The 15,676-nt window shown below is 59.6% G+C and carries 9 protein-coding genes, 1 tRNA gene and 1 other RNA gene; 6 read left to right on the top strand and 5 right to left on the bottom strand.

Features of this window, described 5'->3' with window-relative positions:
• Positions 1-4: 4 nt before the first annotated feature.
• The 3 genes from LG290_RS10620 to LG290_RS10610 are packed head-to-tail and all read left to right on the top strand — an operon-like array spanning position 5 to position 4,856.
• Positions 5-2,182: an acetate--CoA ligase family protein gene (locus tag LG290_RS10620; protein ID WP_499834810.1), complete on the top strand. Its 2,178-nt coding sequence runs from the start codon at positions 5-7 to the stop codon at positions 2,180-2,182.
• The gene (locus LG290_RS10615; RefSeq protein WP_499834809.1) at positions 2,179-3,000 is read left to right on the top strand and encodes an enoyl-CoA hydratase-related protein; all 822 of its coding nucleotides are present in this window, start codon (positions 2,179-2,181) and stop codon (positions 2,998-3,000) included. Before LG290_RS10620 ends, LG290_RS10615 begins: the two co-directional genes overlap by 4 nt.
• Positions 3,000-4,856 (top strand): SLC13 family permease, encoded by a 1,857-nt coding sequence (locus LG290_RS10610; RefSeq protein ID WP_499834808.1) that lies wholly within the window; start codon positions 3,000-3,002, stop codon positions 4,854-4,856. Before LG290_RS10615 ends, LG290_RS10610 begins: the two co-directional genes overlap by 1 nt.
• A 10-nt stretch (positions 4,857-4,866) precedes the next feature.
• On the opposite strand, the gene LG290_RS10605 is transcribed toward LG290_RS10610, so the two are convergent.
• The 4 genes from LG290_RS10605 to betI form a co-directional block, all read right to left on the bottom strand.
• Positions 4,867-7,323 carry an acyl-CoA dehydrogenase gene (locus tag LG290_RS10605; RefSeq protein ID WP_499834807.1) on the bottom strand — a complete coding sequence of 819 codons (2,457 nt, stop codon included), beginning with the start codon at positions 7,321-7,323 and terminating at the stop codon, positions 4,867-4,869.
• A 183-nt stretch (positions 7,324-7,506) separates the two neighbouring features.
• Positions 7,507-9,192, bottom strand: coding sequence for a choline dehydrogenase (gene betA, locus LG290_RS10600; protein WP_499834806.1), 1,686 nt, complete (start codon positions 9,190-9,192; stop codon positions 7,507-7,509).
• Positions 9,193-9,202: 10 nt separating this feature from the next.
• Entirely contained in the window at positions 9,203-10,699 is a 1,497-nt protein-coding gene (gene betB / locus LG290_RS10595) for a betaine-aldehyde dehydrogenase (protein ID WP_499834805.1), read from the bottom strand.
• A 47-nt stretch (positions 10,700-10,746) separates the two neighbouring features.
• Positions 10,747-11,355, bottom strand: a complete 609-nt coding sequence (betI, locus tag LG290_RS10590) for a transcriptional regulator BetI (RefSeq protein ID WP_499834804.1) — start codon at positions 11,353-11,355, stop codon at positions 10,747-10,749.
• Between the two features lie 262 nt (positions 11,356-11,617).
• On the opposite strand from betI, the gene LG290_RS10585 reads away from it, so the two are divergent.
• The 3 genes from LG290_RS10585 (at position 11,618) to ffs (ending at position 12,796) form a co-directional block, all read left to right on the top strand.
• On the top strand, positions 11,618-12,490 hold the full coding sequence (locus LG290_RS10585; protein ID WP_499837085.1) for a choline ABC transporter substrate-binding protein: 873 nt from the start codon (positions 11,618-11,620) through the stop codon (positions 12,488-12,490).
• A 90-nt stretch (positions 12,491-12,580) separates the two neighbouring features.
• Positions 12,581-12,657, top strand: a tRNA-Met gene (locus tag LG290_RS10580).
• A 42-nt stretch (positions 12,658-12,699) separates the two neighbouring features.
• Positions 12,700-12,796: signal recognition particle sRNA small type (gene ffs, locus LG290_RS10575), an RNA gene on the top strand.
• 174 nt (positions 12,797-12,970) lie between these two features.
• On the opposite strand, the gene LG290_RS10570 is transcribed toward ffs, so the two are convergent.
• Positions 12,971-15,673, bottom strand: coding sequence for a cation-translocating P-type ATPase (locus tag LG290_RS10570; protein WP_499834803.1), 2,703 nt, complete (start codon positions 15,671-15,673; stop codon positions 12,971-12,973).
• Positions 15,674-15,676: the final 3 nt, after the last annotated feature.

The following is a 15,676-nucleotide window of genomic DNA, read 5'->3' as shown; positions in this document are numbered from 1 at the left end:
CACCATGAATCCCATCGAAGGCCATCTTCCGACACGCAGCCCGCTGCACGACATTCTCGCCCCCAAAGGCATCGCTGTGGTGGGAGCTTCCGCTGATCCTACCAAGCGCGGTTACAAAGCCATGGTCGGTCTGGTCAAAGAGGGCTATCGCGGGAATATTTATCCGGTCAACCCCAAGGCCGAGATGATTCTCGGCGTGAAAGCCTGGCCGTCGGTCAGTGCGATTCCGGGCTCACCTGAATTGGCGTTGTTATGTACGCCCGCCGCGACCGTGCCCGGCCTGATTGCCGAGTGCGGCCGGCGAGGCGTCAAGGGGGTGGTTATCCTGGCCAGCGGCTTTGGCGAAACGGGTCCCGAAGGGGCGGCGCTCGAGCGCGAAATGATGGCCAAGGCCGAAGCGCATGGGGTGCGCATCATCGGGCCCAATACCTCGGGCATCTTCAATCTGCATCATAATATCAATCTCCTGGCGCTGGATAATCTCAAGCCGGGAGATATCGGCATCGTTTCGCAGTCCGGCAATATGCTGCTTTCGCTGGCGCTTGAAGCGCAGCACAACGGCCAGGTGGGTTTCAGTACCTATATCGGTCCGGGTAACCAGAGCGATATCGGCTTCAACGATTACCTGCGCTACCTGGGCGAAGACGAAAACACCCGGGTGGCCACGCTGTATGTCGAGGGGTTTCGCGACGGACGAAAATTCCTTGAGGTGGCGCGCGAGGTAACCGCCATGAAGCCGGTGGTGGTGTACAAGTCGGGCTCTACTGAACAGGGCCGCCAAGCAGCGAGTTCGCATACCGGCGCCCTGGCGGGCAGCTACCAGATGACCGTTGACCTGCTGCGTCAGCACGGGGTCAGCGTGGTCCAATATTCCGATGAAATCCTGCCGGTAGCCGAAGGGCTGGGGTTGTTGCAGAAGGCCAGTGGCAAGCGCGTGGCGGTCATCGCCGATGGCGGCGGCCAGGCGACCATCGCCTCCGACCGCCTGGCGGAAGCCGGCCTGGCGCTTGCGGAGTTGAGTGACACAAGCCGTGAGCGGTTGCGCACGATTCTGTTGCCCCAGGCCTCCACGCGCAATCCCGTGGATGTGGCGGGCTCCTCCGACAGTAACCCGGCACTGCTGGCGGAATGCATGCGGATCGTTGCCGAGGATAACAATGTCGATAGCGTCCTGTTGGTGGGGATGTTCGGTGGCTACAGTCTGCGCTTTGCCGAATCGCTGCTGGGTGATGAAATGCGTGGTGCCGAGGCCATGGTGGATCTGTCGAATGCCACCGATAAGCCGCTGGTCATCTACAGTTTGTATGCACCGATCAAACCCCCGGCACTGCGGCGGCTGCATGAAGCGGGATTACCGATCTATGCCTCGATCGAGCATGCGGTGCGGGTACTCGCTGCCCTGGGTGAGCGCGGCCTTTATCTGGCCCAGCAGGAAAAGCACCTTGAACAGGGCGCCAGCGAGCCGAACATGCTGCCCGTACCCAGCATGCGCGCGGTATTTGAACGCGCGCGTCAGGAAGGGCGTGACTTCCTGGAATACGAGGCCAAGGCGCTTCTCGCCGAGCACGGCATTGAGGTGCCCAAAGAACAGGTGGCCATCAACCGCAGTGATCTGGTGGCGATTGCCGACGAATTCGGCGAGATTCCCCTGGCGATGAAAGTGGTCTCCCGGGATATTCTGCATAAATCCGATGCGGGAGGCGTGAAGCTCAATCTGGTCGGCAAGGCGGCACTTGCCCGGGCATTTGATCAGATCATGGCTTCTTGTCACGATTACGACCCGAAGGCAGCGATCGAAGGCGTACTGGTGACGCCCATGGCACGCAAGGGTGTCGAGGTGATTATCGGGGTTATTCGCGACCCGATCTTCGGCCCGGTATTGATGTTCGGCTTAGGCGGCATTTTCGTGGAAATCCTCGAAGACGTGGCATTCCGCTCGATTCCGCTGACAGGTTACGATGCCGATTCAATGGTGGAACAGCTCAAGGCGAAAAAAGTGCTGGAAGGCGCGCGTGGCGAGGCCGGAGTGAATAAGGCCGCCTTGGTGGATTTGCTGCTCAAGGTGTCGCGCATCGTGCAGGCCTATCCGCAGCTTTCGGAGCTGGATCTCAATCCGGTGATTGCCTATCCGGATGGCTATGCGGTGGTCGATGCACGGGTTATCGTGGAGCCTGGACAATGAATCAAGGAGAACGCATGAACCTGCCGCTGCCTACCCTGACCGATGCCGACCTGACGCTGGAAAACCGCGTGGCGACGCTGACCATGAACCGCCATGATGTGCGCAATGCCTTGACCGGCACCGCCCTGGTGGACGATATCGTTGCGGTGGCCGATTGGGTCAACCGTTGCGACGATGTGTCGGTCTTGTTGATCACCGGTGCCGGCTCGGCTTTTTCCGCCGGCGGCAACGTCAAGGACATGGCCAATCGGGGCGGGGATTTCGCCGGTGATGTGGCTGAAGTCTCCGCTCGTTATCGGCAAGGCATCCAGCGTATTCCGCTGGCACTGCAAGAGGTGGAAGTGCCGATTATTGCGGCGGTGAACGGCCCGGCAATCGGTGCCGGTTTCGATCTGGCCAACATGGCGGATATGCGGCTGGCCTCGAGCAAGGCCAAATTCGGCGAAACTTTTCTCAACCTGGGGATCATTCCCGGCGATGGCGGGGCCTGGTTCATGCAGCGCCTGATCGGCTATCAGCGTGCCTTCGAGCTGACTCTTTCCGGGCGAATCATTGATGCCCAGGAAGCCAAGACATATGGCATCGTTCTGGATGTCTTCGAACCGGAAGCCTTGATGGAAGAGGCGCAGGCACTGGCCGCACGCATTGCCGCCCAGCCGCCCAAGGCAACCCGCCTGACCAAGCGCTTGATGAAGATGGCGCAGCGCACCGAATTGAAGGATTTTCTCGATCTGTGCGCAGTCTTTCAGGGCATGTGCCACAACGAACCGGAACATCTCGACGCGGTAAATACCATGCTGGAAAAAATGTCCAAATAATGCCGATAGCCGATAGTACCCTGGTATTTCTCTTGCTGGGGGTAACCCTTGTAGCGTTTGTCTGGGGGCGCTTTCGCTATGATCTGGTAGCGTTGGCGGCACTGCTCGTTTCGGTAATGCTGGGACTGGTCCCGGCAGAGCAGGCCTTCATGGGGTTCGGTCATCCGGCGGTGGTCACGGTGGCGGCGGTGCTGGTGCTGAGTCGTGGTTTCGAGCGTTCCGGCGTGGTGGATATCATTGCCGACCAAGTGCTCAAGGTGGGAGAGCGCCTGTTCCTGCAACTTGCCGCTTTGACAGGGACTGTCGTGGTGCTCTCGGGCTTCATGAATAATGTCGGTGCTCTGGCACTGTTGTTGCCGGTGGCCATGCGCCTGTCTCGCGAGCATGACACCTCGCCCTCTCTGCTGTTGATGCCGCTGGCTTTCGGTTCCTTGTTGGGTGGTTTGACCACCCTGATCGGCACACCGCCCAATATCATTATTGCCAACTATCGGGGAGGCATCAGCGAGGAGAATTTCGGCCTGTTTGCCTTCTTTCCGGTCGGGGCGGTGGTGGCGCTGACCGGCTTGATCTTTGTGCTGGTACTGGGATGGCGGCTGGTGCCGCAGCGCGCCGGTAAAGCTTCCACCGAGGAAATGTTCGATACGTCGAACTATCTGGTGGAAGCCAGGGTCGATGAAAACTCGAAAGCGCTCGGCTGGACGTTACGCGAACTGCAGCGCGAGCTTGAATATACCATCCCGGTATTGGCGGTGGTGCGTGATGATCATCGCCAGGCGGGTCATGTCTTTCTGGGAGCGCTGAAAGAGGGCGATATTCTATTGCTGGAAGCCGGTCCTGAAGAAATGAAGCAGCTTGAGGACAAGGCAGGCTTGGTGGTGGGGATTGATCCAGAAGAATCCAGTGAAGAGCAGGACCAGGACCAGGACCCGTCTGCCGAAAATGGCGCCAAGCAAAGCAAAGCCGACAAGAAGACAAGGGCGGCGAGTGTCGACACGCAGGGGTTGGAACTGGTCGAGGCAGTGGTGCGCAACGACTCCATGATGATCAATCGCACCGTGACCCAATTGCGTCTGCAAAACCAGTTCGGCCTGCACTTGGTGGCAGTGGCGCGCGACGGCAGCCGGCTCAAGCAACGCTTGCGGCAAATTCGCTTTCGCCCAGGCGATGTCTTGTTGATGCAAGGCGGGGAAAGTGAGCTCGCCGAAAGCCTGGCGACACTGGGTTGCCTGCCGTTGGCCAATCGTAATCTGACCATTGGTCAGCCGCGCATGCTGATGATCTCGCTGGCTATCTTTGCTCTGGCTATTCTCGCTATCCTGTTCGAGCTATTACCCGCTGCCGTGGCGCTGACCAGCGCGGCCTTGGTTTCGCTATTGGTGGGGGTGTTGTCGCTGCGTGACGGCTATCAGGCCATTGATGGGCCGGTGATTGTCCTACTCGCTGCGATGCTTCCGGTGGGCAATGCCCTGGAGACCAGCGGCGGTGCAGGGCTGATTGCCGAAGGGCTGCTGACCCTTGGAAAGCAGTGGCCGGTGATCGTCACCCTGGTGACGCTGTTCGTGATTACCATGCTGTTGTCGAACGTCATCAACAACGCGGCGGCAGCGGTGCTGATGGCGCCGATTGCCGCCAGCCTGGCCGAGGGTTTCGACGCCTCGCTGGACCCCTTCCTGATGGTGGTGGCGGTGAGTGCTTCCTGCGCCTTTTTGACCCCCATCGGCCACCAGTCCAATACATTGGTACTGGGACCGGGGGGGTATCGCTTCGGTGATTACTGGAAGCTGGGCCTGCCCATGTCACTGCTAGTGTTGGCAGTAGGCATGCCCATGATTCTGTGGGTATGGCCTCTATAAGCGAGACACGTCAAGAAACCGTGGCGTTATGGTCGATCAGGGTTGCCTTGTCGGTGGCGAACTCATCGTAAGCGAAGTCATCGACACTGAGCATTTCCAGCACTTCCGCTTCGAAAATTTCCATGAACTTGGCATCCTCTTCGCTGACCAGGCCTTTTTCCAGGGCGGCTGTCATACGCTGTTCGGGATGCAGGGCGGTCTCGGGTAGTTCCCCTTTGGCATAGGCTTTGTTGACGGTGCGATAAAGCTTCTCGGCACGCTCGTAATCCACCAGCAGCGCATTGTAACGAGCCAGTGGGTTGCTCACTTCGCCATCGTCGCTATCCCAGGTGTTTTCCAGCATCTTGCTGCGCAGAGCGCTATGCGTGGAGACCTTGCCGGCGATTTCACGGGCGAAATCATCATGCGGCTTGTCCCAACGGCGCCCGGTAGGCATCACGACCCATTTCAGGGTCTTGCCCAGCGGTCGGTTGGGCAGGTTATCGAAAACTTCGACGAAGGCCTGTTCGGCACGCTGGAGCAAGAAACGGCAGCTGTAATGCAGCAGGGCCTCTTCACCCTCGACTCGCTTGTCGTTCGCCTGCCACTGCTTGAGTACCATGGAGGCCAGATACAGGTTGGATAACACGTCGCCGAGGCGAGCGGAAAGCATTTCACGCTTTTTCAAGGCGGAGCCGAGGCTTGCCATGGCAGCGTCTGCACACAGCCCGAAGCCCGCGGAGAGCCGGGTGATATCCTGGGCGTAAACGGCAGCAGGGCCTTCAAAGGGAACCTTGGCCTTGCCTAGCTCCAGCCCCAGGGTAAAGGCGCGGGCGGCGTTACCGAAGATCAAGCCGGCATGACTGAAAAACGCCTTGTCGAACGCCTGGATGTCATCGGCATCCTTCGCCGCCAGTTCTTCGAGTACATACGGATGGCAGCGGATCACACCTTGACCGAAGATCATCAGGTTGCGGGTCATGATGTTGGCGCCTTCCACGGTGATCGCCACCGGGTTGGCACTGTAACCGATGCCCAGATAGTTGCGCGGGCCAAGCGTCACTGCCTTGCCGCCATGCACATCCATGGCATCGCTCAGGATCACGCGCTGGAATTCGGTCAATTGGCTTTTCAGAATCGCCGAGGGCACGGCGGGTTTTTCGCCATGATCGATCAGGTTGGCGGTCTGATACACCGTCGCCTGGGAGATATAAGCCAGCGCCGCCATACGTGCCAGAGGTTCCTGAACGCCTTCCATTTCCGCGACTGGGACGTTGAACTGACGGCGAACGCGGGTAAAGCCGCCACTCCAGCCCAGGGCATAGCGAGCGGTGCCGGTGGCGCCGGAGGGCAGCGTGATGCAACGGCCGATGGACAGGCACTCGACCAGCATGCGCCAGCCCTGGCCGATCATCTCCGGGCCGCCGATGATGGTATCCAGCGGGACGAAGACGTTCTGGCCCTTGATCGGGCCGTTCATGAAGGGGCTGCCGATGGGGTGGTGACGACGCCCGATTTCCATCCCCGCCGTGTCGCGTGGAATCAGCGCCAGGGTAATGCCTCGGTTGGTTTCGTCGCCTAGCAGGTGCTCCGGGTCGAACAGGCGAAAGGCCAGACCCACCACGGTGGCAATCGGCGCCAGGGTGATCCAGCGCTTTTCGAAGTTCAGACGCAGGCCCAGGACTTCCTGGCCGTCGATCATTTCCTTGCACAGGATGCCGGTATCGGGCAGCGCCGTGGCGTCACTTCCGGCGCGGGGACCAGTCAAGCCGAAACAGGGGATTTCACGCCCGTCAGCCAGACGCGGCAGGTAGTGATCCTTTTGCTCCTCGGTGCCGTATTTGAGCAATAATTCGCCCGGGCCGAGGGAGTTGGGAACGCCCACCGTGACCATCAGGGTTTCATTGACCGAGAGTTTTTGCAGCACCAGCGACTGCGCCTTGGCAGAGAAGCCCAGGCCGCCGTACTCCTTGGGAATGATCAGACCGAAGAAGCCTTCCCGCTTGAGCAAATCCCATAATGGCTGAGGCAGGTCGGCGCGCTCGCGGGTGATGTTCCAGGCGTTGCACATCCCTGCAGCCTTGGCGCACTGGTTGTCGAGAAAAGCCTGTTCCTCCTGGGTGATGCCGTCATCGCGATAATCGAGCAGTTTGTTCCATTGGGGCCTGCCGGAAAACAGCTCACCGTCCCAGGATACCGTGCCGGCTTCCAGGGCGGTACGTTCCGTGTCGGAGACCTTGGGCGCGACTTTCTTGAACATGGCGAACAGGCGCGGCGTGAGCCATCGGCGGCGCAGCATGGGCAAACCGGCAGCGGCGATAAGCGCGGCGCCGAGCAACAAGACGACACCGATCAGCTCAGCGTCGAGTAACAGCCCGGCAATACCCAGGACGCCCAGCACCGCAAGCGCCGACGTGGCGCCGGCCTCGCGGCGCATCACGACAAGCAGGCCGGCCACGGCCAGCAGGATAAGCAATAGGGTGAGCATGAGGAATCTCCAGCAATGGTCAGGAAAGAGGCGCTGTCTCGAACAGTTGTTTGAATATTGGCAGACAAGCTTGCCGTGATGCAAGCGTCTTGCCCCATTGTCGAGAGATAATCCCAGCGTCGGACAACAATACGCCGTGTCCCTTGAGCGGGAGCACGGCGTTTGGAGGCGGCTTGATCGGAATCAGGCGGAATGCTTTTCCGAACGTCTGGCGGGCAGGCCGTCAGCGACGAAGTAATCCACCTCGGCACGCGGCAGCGGTTGACGGCCACGAATCCTGTCGGCGATCTTTTCCGCCAGCATGATGGTGGGGGCATTGAGGTTGCCGGTGGGAATGAACGGGAAGAGTGATGCATCCACCACACGCAGGCTTTCCACGCCGTGAACGCGGCCTTCGCCGTCGGTCACCGCCATGGGGTCTTCACCCATCCGGCAGGTGCCGCAAGGGTGATAGGCGGTTTCGGCATGCTGCTTGACGAAGCTGTCGAGCTCGGCGTCGGATTGAACCTCCGGGCCGGGTGAGACCTCAGGGCCTCGATAGGCATCGAAGGCGGGCTGGGCGATGATATCCCGGGTCAAACGAATGGCATCCCGGAATTCCTGCCAATCCTTCTCGGTGGACATGTAATTGAACAGGATGCTGGGAACGGCATCCGGGTCACGTGAAGTCAGGCGGATACGCCCGCGGCTTTCCGAGCGCATCGAGCCTACGTGAGCCTGGAAACCGTGTGCTTCAACGGCGCTCTTGCCGTTGTAGCTGATCGCGATCGGCAGGAAATGATACTGCAGGTTGGGCCAGGCTTCGTCGTCATTGCTGCGAATGAAACCGCAGGATTCGAACTGATTGCTGGCGCCGACGCCCTTGCCGAACAGTAGCCATTCGGCGCCGATCTTCGGCTGGTTGTACCACTTCAAAGCCGGATACAGCGAAATCGGCTGTTTGCATTCATATTGAATGTACATCTCCAGATGGTCCTGGAGGTTCTCACCCACGCCGGGCAGGGAGTTGACCAGCGCAATATCGAAGTCGCGCAGGTGCTCAGGGTTACCGATGCCCGAGCGTTGCAGAATCTGCGGAGAGGCGATGGCGCCGCCGCACAGCAATACCTCACGGCGTGCCTTGGCTGCTTGCTGTTGGCCCTTGCGGGCATAGCGCACGCCCACGGCACGCTTGCCTTCGAATTCGATCACGTCGGTGGTGGCGTGGGTTTCGATGGTCAAGTTGGGGCGATGCCTGGCCCGATCCAGATAGCCGCGAGCGGTGGAGGACCGGCGGCCCTTGGGCGTCACGAAGCGATCCATGGGGCCGAAGCCTTCCTGCTGGTAGCCGTTGACGTCCTCGGTTTCCGGGTAACCCGCCTGTACACCGGCCTCGATGAAGGTACGGTACAAGGGATTATTGGTGGATTTGGGCGTGGTCACGCAGACCGGTCCCTCGCCGCCGTGATAGGCATTGGGGCCGATATCACGCGTTTCGGATTTCTTGAAATAAGGCAGGCAGCTCAAGTAGTCCCAGTCTTCGAGCCCCGGCTGTTGCGCCCAGTTATCGTAATCCAGGGCGTTACCCCGGATGTAGCACATGCCGTTAATCAGCGAGGAGCCACCCAGCCCCTTGCCGCGCCCGCATTCCATGCGCCGGCCGTCCATGTGCGGCTCGGGGTCGGTCTCAAACGCCCAGTTGTAGCGCTTGCCCTGTAACGGATACGCCAGAGCGGCCGGCATCTGGGTACGAAAATCCAGACGGTAGTCCGGGCCGCCGGCTTCAAGCAGCAGCACACTGACATCGGCGTCTTCGGTCAGGCGCGCCGCCAGCGTATTGCCGGCGGAACCCGCCCCGATGATGATGTAGTCGAATTCATGTCGGGTCATTCAGGTCTCCTTAAAATACCGACTCAAACGGGCCCATCTCGATCTGGATGGACTTGGTCTGGGTATAGTGGGCCAGCGTCTCGATGCCATTTTCACGACCGATGCCGGACTGCTTGTAACCACCGACAGGCATTTCGGCGGGAGATTCGCCCCAGGTGTTGATCCAGCAGATCCCCGCTTCCAGTTGATGGATCACCCGGTGGGCACGGTTCAGGCTTTCGCTGAAGACCCCGGCGGCAAGCCCGTAAACGGTAGCGTTGCTACGCTGAATGACTTCGTCCTCGTTATCGAAGGCGAGAATCGCCATGACCGGGCCAAAAATTTCCTCGCGTACGATACGCATTTCGTCGGTGCAATCGGTGAAAACGGTAGGCGCGGCCCAGGCACCCTGGGACCATTCAATTCCGCCTCTATCACCCTGATTCCAAGCATTGCCGCCGGCGAGCAGCGTGGCGCCTGCCTGTTTGCCGAGTTCAATATAGGAAAGCACTTTTTCCTGATGCTCGAAGCTCACCAGGGGGCCGAAGTTGACCTCCGGGTCGAGGGGGTCGCCGGCCTTGATACGCGCCACGCGTTCGACCACCTTGGCCTCGAAGGCGTCCTTGACCGTGCGCTCGACGAACACCCGGGTGCCATTGGTGCAGATCTGCCCGCTGGAATAGAAGTTGGCCATCATGGCGGCATCGGCGGCGCGGTCCAGGTCGGCATCGGCGAACACGATCAGCGGCGATTTACCGCCGAGCTCCATGGTGACGCCCTTGAGAGTGGAGCCCCCGGCGGCAGCCATGACTTTCTTGCCGGTGCCGACTTCACCGGTGAACGTCACCTTGGCGATGCCGGGATGCTCGGTAAGCATCTGTCCCACGCGGCCATCGCCCTGCACCACGTTGAATACCCCATTGGGCAGGCCGGCTTCGGTGAAGATGTCGGCAAGCGCCAAGGTGGTAAGCGGAGTGACTTCGCTGGGCTTGAACACCATGGCGTTTCCGGCGGCCAGCGCCGGTGCGGCCTTCCAGCAAGCGATCTGGATCGGGTAGTTCCAGGCGCCGATAGCGCCGATGACACCCAGCGGTTCCCTGCGGGTATAAACGAAGGAGCTGTCACGCAGCGGAATCTGGCTGCCCTCAATGGCCGGCGCCAGCCCCGCGTAATATTCCAGTGCGTCGGCACCGGTGACGATATCCACGTTGGCGGTTTCACTGATGGGTTTGCCGGTGTTGAGCGTTTCCAGTTCGGCGATTTCGTCGTTGCGTTCTCTCAATAGTGCCACTGCGCGTTGCATGATGCGGCCACGCTGCATGCCGGTCATGGCGGCCCATTCGCGTTGGCCGCGCTGCGCTGCTTCAACGGCGCTGTCGACATCCGCCTGGCTGGCTTGCTGGACATTGGCCAGCAGGCTGCCGTCAAAAGGGTTGGTCACGGTAAACATCTCGCCGGACGTAGCCTCCACCCGGCGACCGTCGATATAGAGTGGCTGCGTCTCGGAAAGGCTGTCGAGAATTGACATGTCGGACTCCTTCAGGTGGATAGGGTGTCAGTCGGTTGAATGGGTGTCTATGGGGCTTGGAGGCGCTGGCTGTGATGAGCCAGCAACTGGTCGAGATATTGGTATGCCAGGCGTCGTGCCTGGTCGGCATCCAGACCTTCCGGCGTGAGCGCACCGCGTAGCCACAGGCCATCGATCATCGCCGCCAGGCCGCGGGCGGCATCGCGCGCTTCATCGCGCGGCATGAGACGGCAGAACTGGTGACAGAGGTTGGCGTAGAGGCGTCGGTCGTTGACATATTGCAAGCGCTGCAGTATGGGCTTGTGCATGCTGCTGGCCCAGAAGGCCAGCCAGGTCTTGGCGGCAGGGCCGGTCACCTGCGTGCGGTCGAAATTGCCTTCGATGATCGCCCCTATATAGGCTCTTGCAGAGTGGTCGCCGAGAGCGTGGCGTCGCGCGGCGACGGCATTGCCCAGGTCGGTGAGGATCTGGCGCATGGTGGCTTCGAGCAGCCCATCCTTGCCCCCGAAATAATGGCTGATAATCCCCGCGGATACACCCGCATGACGCGCAATGCGCATCACCGTCGCTTCCGCAAGCCCGACTTCATCAATCGCTGCCATGGTGGCCGCGATCAACTGCTGACGGCGAATGGGTTCCATTCCGACCTTGGGCACGTCTATCTCCTTGCGTTGTCACCTGCACTTGAAACCAGGCGGTAGTCATGGTTACCTGTTTTAGGATGGCATTTTTTTATTGAACGTTCAATCAATAAAAGAAGCCCGGTTAGATACTCAAATGCGATAAGCAAATCACTTCGGGCAAATGCCATTGCTGGTTCGTCAATCTCAGGAGAGCTTCATGAAAAAATTGCCTTTCACTCGAAAAATGCTGGCCGCTAGCGTGGCTGTTGTAGGAACCGCAGCCAGTTTGCCCGCGATGGCGGAGCAGTGTGAAACGGTTCGCTTTGCGGAAGTCGGCTGGACCGATATCACGGCCACCACAGCACTTGCCAGCGAAGTACTGGAAGGATTGGGCTATACCGCAAGTATCGACACGGTGTCGGTGCCGATCGCTTATGCCGGTATGCGCAATAACGATTTCGATGTGTTTCTGGGCAACTGGATGCCGTCCATGGCCTCGATCAGCGACCCTTATATTGAAAAAGGTGAGGTGGATCGTCTGGGAGCCAACCTGGAAGGGGCCAAATACACCTTGGCGGTACCTCAGTATGTGCATGACGCCGGGGTAACCTCGGTGACCGACCTGGCTGACTATGCGGATGAATTCGAACAGCGTATTCATGGCATTGAAGCCGGCAATGACGGTAACGAACTGATCGAAAAGATGATCGAAGACGACGCCTACGGCCTGGGTGACTGGCAAGTGGTCAACTCCAGTGAAGCCGGGATGTTGGCGGAGCTACGCGCACGCGTTCCCAATGAGAAATGGATGGTGTTTCTGGGATGGGAGCCGCATCCCATGAACACCAACTTCGATATTGCCTACCTGGAAGGCATCGATGATTACTTCGGCCCGGAACTAGGCGGCGCCACGGTCTACACCAATACCCGTGGCGGTTATGCCGAGGAATGCCCCAATGTGGCGACCTTCCTGGAGAATCTGTCCTTCACGCTGGAAATGGAAAACCAGATCATGAGCGCGATCATGGATGACGGCAAAGCGCCGCGCGATGCTGCGCGTGACTATCTCCTGGCTCACGATGAAGTGTTGGACGTTTGGTTGGAAGGCGTCAGCACACGCGAAGGGGATGATGCCGCTGTTGCCGTGCGCGAAGCGCTGAGCAACTGAAGTCTGCTAGATAATCCCAAAGGCAAGTTGAAATTGGGCTTGCCTTTGGGGAATGAGAAATGCATAATAAGCCCCCGCTGATGTCGGAAAGGCTACGTAGCTCAGCTGGTTAGAGCACATCACTCATAATGATGGGGTCCCCTGTTCAAATCAGGGCGTAGCCACCAACATCCGCTAGGTATCGGTAAGATACTGCATTATGGTGGCCCCTTAGGTCCTCCCGCAATGCTAAACCACGAACCCCGCCAGGCCCGGAAGGGAGCAACGGTAGTGGTGGTCGCGTGTGCCGGGATGTGGCTTTTGGGGCCACCTCCATTTAAAGATGACAGATTTTGCAATGAAAGCTGTCAAGTTGCTTTTTATTATGTGAATTTCCTATCTTACCCGCCTTCTGAAATAGTATCTACTCGACTGCCCTGCATCCATAGCACGACGGCAACTGCTTCTCCTTGGCTTCTTCGTGAGCATCAACATCCCCAGTTATTCAGATACCCGGCGCCTCTGTATCTCCCTTACTATTTGTCCCGCCAGCAAGGGAATGACGCTCATTGCCAGAATCAGAAGCCAGGGTTGCCAGCCTAGGGGCTGGGTTTGCAGTAGGTCAGAGAGCACCGGCAGGTATGCAGCGGCCGCCAACAGCGCGATGCAAAGTGCCAGCGCTCCCCATACCCAGGGGTTGCGGGTTATCTCGTTAAGCAGAATGGGAGATTTCGGATCCCGTAAAACGAAGGTAAACCAGAGCTTGCCGAAAGCCAGAGTGAGAAAAGAAACCGTCACCGCTTCCAGCTCGGTCAATCCCAGCCAATGTTCTCCCAGCAGCAGGGCAGTCAGCACACAGACTGCCAGAATGGCAGCAAATCCCGAGATCTCCATCCAGTGGGCTCGGGTCAGCACCGACTCCTGAGGGCTACGGGGTGGCTCTTCCATCTCACTTCCGCTGGCTGGGCCGAGCCCCAGAGCGAGAGCGGGAAAGACATCGGTGAGCACATTGAGATAGAGAATCTGCAGAGGAAGCAGCGGCAGAGGCCAGCCGGCGCCGATGGCTACTGCCACCGCCAGTACCTCGGCGACATTCGTGGTGAGCATGAACATGACGGACTTGCGGATGTTGCCGAAAATGACTCTTCCCTGCCTCACCGCCGCCACGATAGTTTCAAAGGCGTCATCCTTCAGCACCATGTCGGCAACCTGCTTGGCCGCCTCCGTGCCCCTTTTGCCCATGGCAATGCCGATGTCTGCCTTTTTCAGAGCGGGTGCATCGTTGACGCCGTCACCGGTCATGGCCACGATCTCTCCCCGATTCTGATAAATGCTCACCAAGTCGAGTTTCTGCTCAGGGCTCACCCTGGCAAAGATGTTGGCACGGTAGATCTTCTCCTGCTGGTCCTCGTCGATATCGTCGGGGGAACCGATATCGCGTCCCAGCATGCCGACTGTCTCCGGGTCATCCTTGCCCCCGACGATCCCCACGGCTCGGGCGATCGCGGTAGCGGTCTCTATTTGATCGCCGGTGACCATCTCCACCCGGATACCTGCGGCCTGACAGGTGTCTATCGCCTCTTTTACATTCTCGCGGGGTGGATCAAGCAAGCCTGCAAGGCCGAGGAAGCACAAATCTTCATAGGGATCGGAATCCTCAGTCTCGGTCCGTTTCTCGGCCATTGCCAGAAGGCGCAAACCCTCGCCTGCCAGTTGACTGGCGCGTTCAACCCATTGCCGGCGTGTCTCGTCATCCAACGGCTCGGTGCCGTCATCCGCCAGGATATCGCTGCAGACATCCAGCACCGCCTCGGGAGCGCCCTTTACTGCCACGTAATACTGGCCCTCATCTTGGTGGAAGGTGGCCATCTTCTTGAGCCGGGGCTCGAATTGTTCCACCCGAACCTCGGGCCGCTCTTCCAGCAACGATTCCCGTTCCAGTCCCTGGTCTTTTCCTCCTTTCAGAAGCGCGACTTCAGTGGGGTCGCCGCGGGGGTTGTCTTCTCCCTGTTGCTGATCGAGGGATGCGCCATTACAGAGCACCCCCACCTCCAGAGCGCGGCGAACCCCCGCCTTGTCCGCAAGTTCTTCTTCTGCGAGCTCGGCTTCTTCCAGCACCAGCTCGCCAGTCGGGGTGACGATTTTTTGCAACCGCATCCGGTTTTCAGTCAGGGTGCCGGTCTTGTCCGAAAAGATCACCCGGGTGGCTCCCAGGGTTTCCACCGCAGTGAGCTGGTTTACCAGGGCGTTACGGGCGGCCATCAGGTACATGCCACGGGCGAGGGCAATGGTGGCGACGATAGGAAGACCTTCAGGAATGGCGGCCACACCCAGGGCCAGTGCCGTCTCGATCACCAGCGCGGCCTCTTGCTCCCGCACCAGAAAACCCACCGCGGCAACCACGACGGCAATAAAAATGGTCAATACGGCGAGGCGGCGCCCCAGTTGATCCAGCCGCTGCTGCAAGGGTGTGACGGTTCCTTCGGCCGATTCCGCAAGCGCTGATACCCGGCCCAGTTCCGTCTCCGAACCAGTGGCCGCCGCAGTGCCCACCGCAGTGCCATCGGCGATGCTGGTGCCCTTGTAGAGCATGTTAGTGCGGTCGGCGAGGTCGGTATCCGCTGGCAGAGCATCGGTTAATTTACTCACCGGAACGGACTCACCGGTAAGGGGCGCTTCGTTGACCCTCAGGTGTTGCGCCTCTAGCAAGCGCACATCGGCGGGGACGAGGTCGCCGGCTTCCAGCAGTACGATATCGCCAGGCACGATTTCCGATGCAGCAATCTCCCGCTCACGGCCTTCCCGCCGGACCCGGGTCATGTGCTCTCCCAATCGGCGCAGGGCGGCCATGGATCGTACGGCCTTCCATTCGCTGACAAAGCCGATGGCGGTATTGACCAGCAGTACTGCCAGAACCGCGAAACCTTCCGGCAGGCGGCCGGTGGCAAACGCCAGAACGGCGGCGCCGCCCAGCAGGTAAATGACGATACTGCGAAACTGTCCCAGAAGGATCCGCCACCAGGGTCGGCTCTGCGTCACCCGCAGCTGGTTCGGTCCGTACTGTTTGAGACGCTCCTGAGCTTCCTGGCCACTCAGCCCCGTCTCTGCTCGAACCTCCAGCTGGTCGAGAACATCATCTATTTCGGTAGCATGCCAATCGGGGTTGTCGGAAGCAGTGCGTTTTTTTTCGGTTACGGAGCTCAATCG

It is taken from the genome of Halomonas sediminis (assembly GCF_044871105.1).
Taxonomy (GTDB): domain Bacteria; phylum Pseudomonadota; class Gammaproteobacteria; order Pseudomonadales; family Halomonadaceae; genus Vreelandella; species Vreelandella zhuhanensis.
The sequence above is the reverse complement of the archived record's forward strand: the minus strand, read 5'-3'. Positions and strand labels throughout refer to the sequence as shown.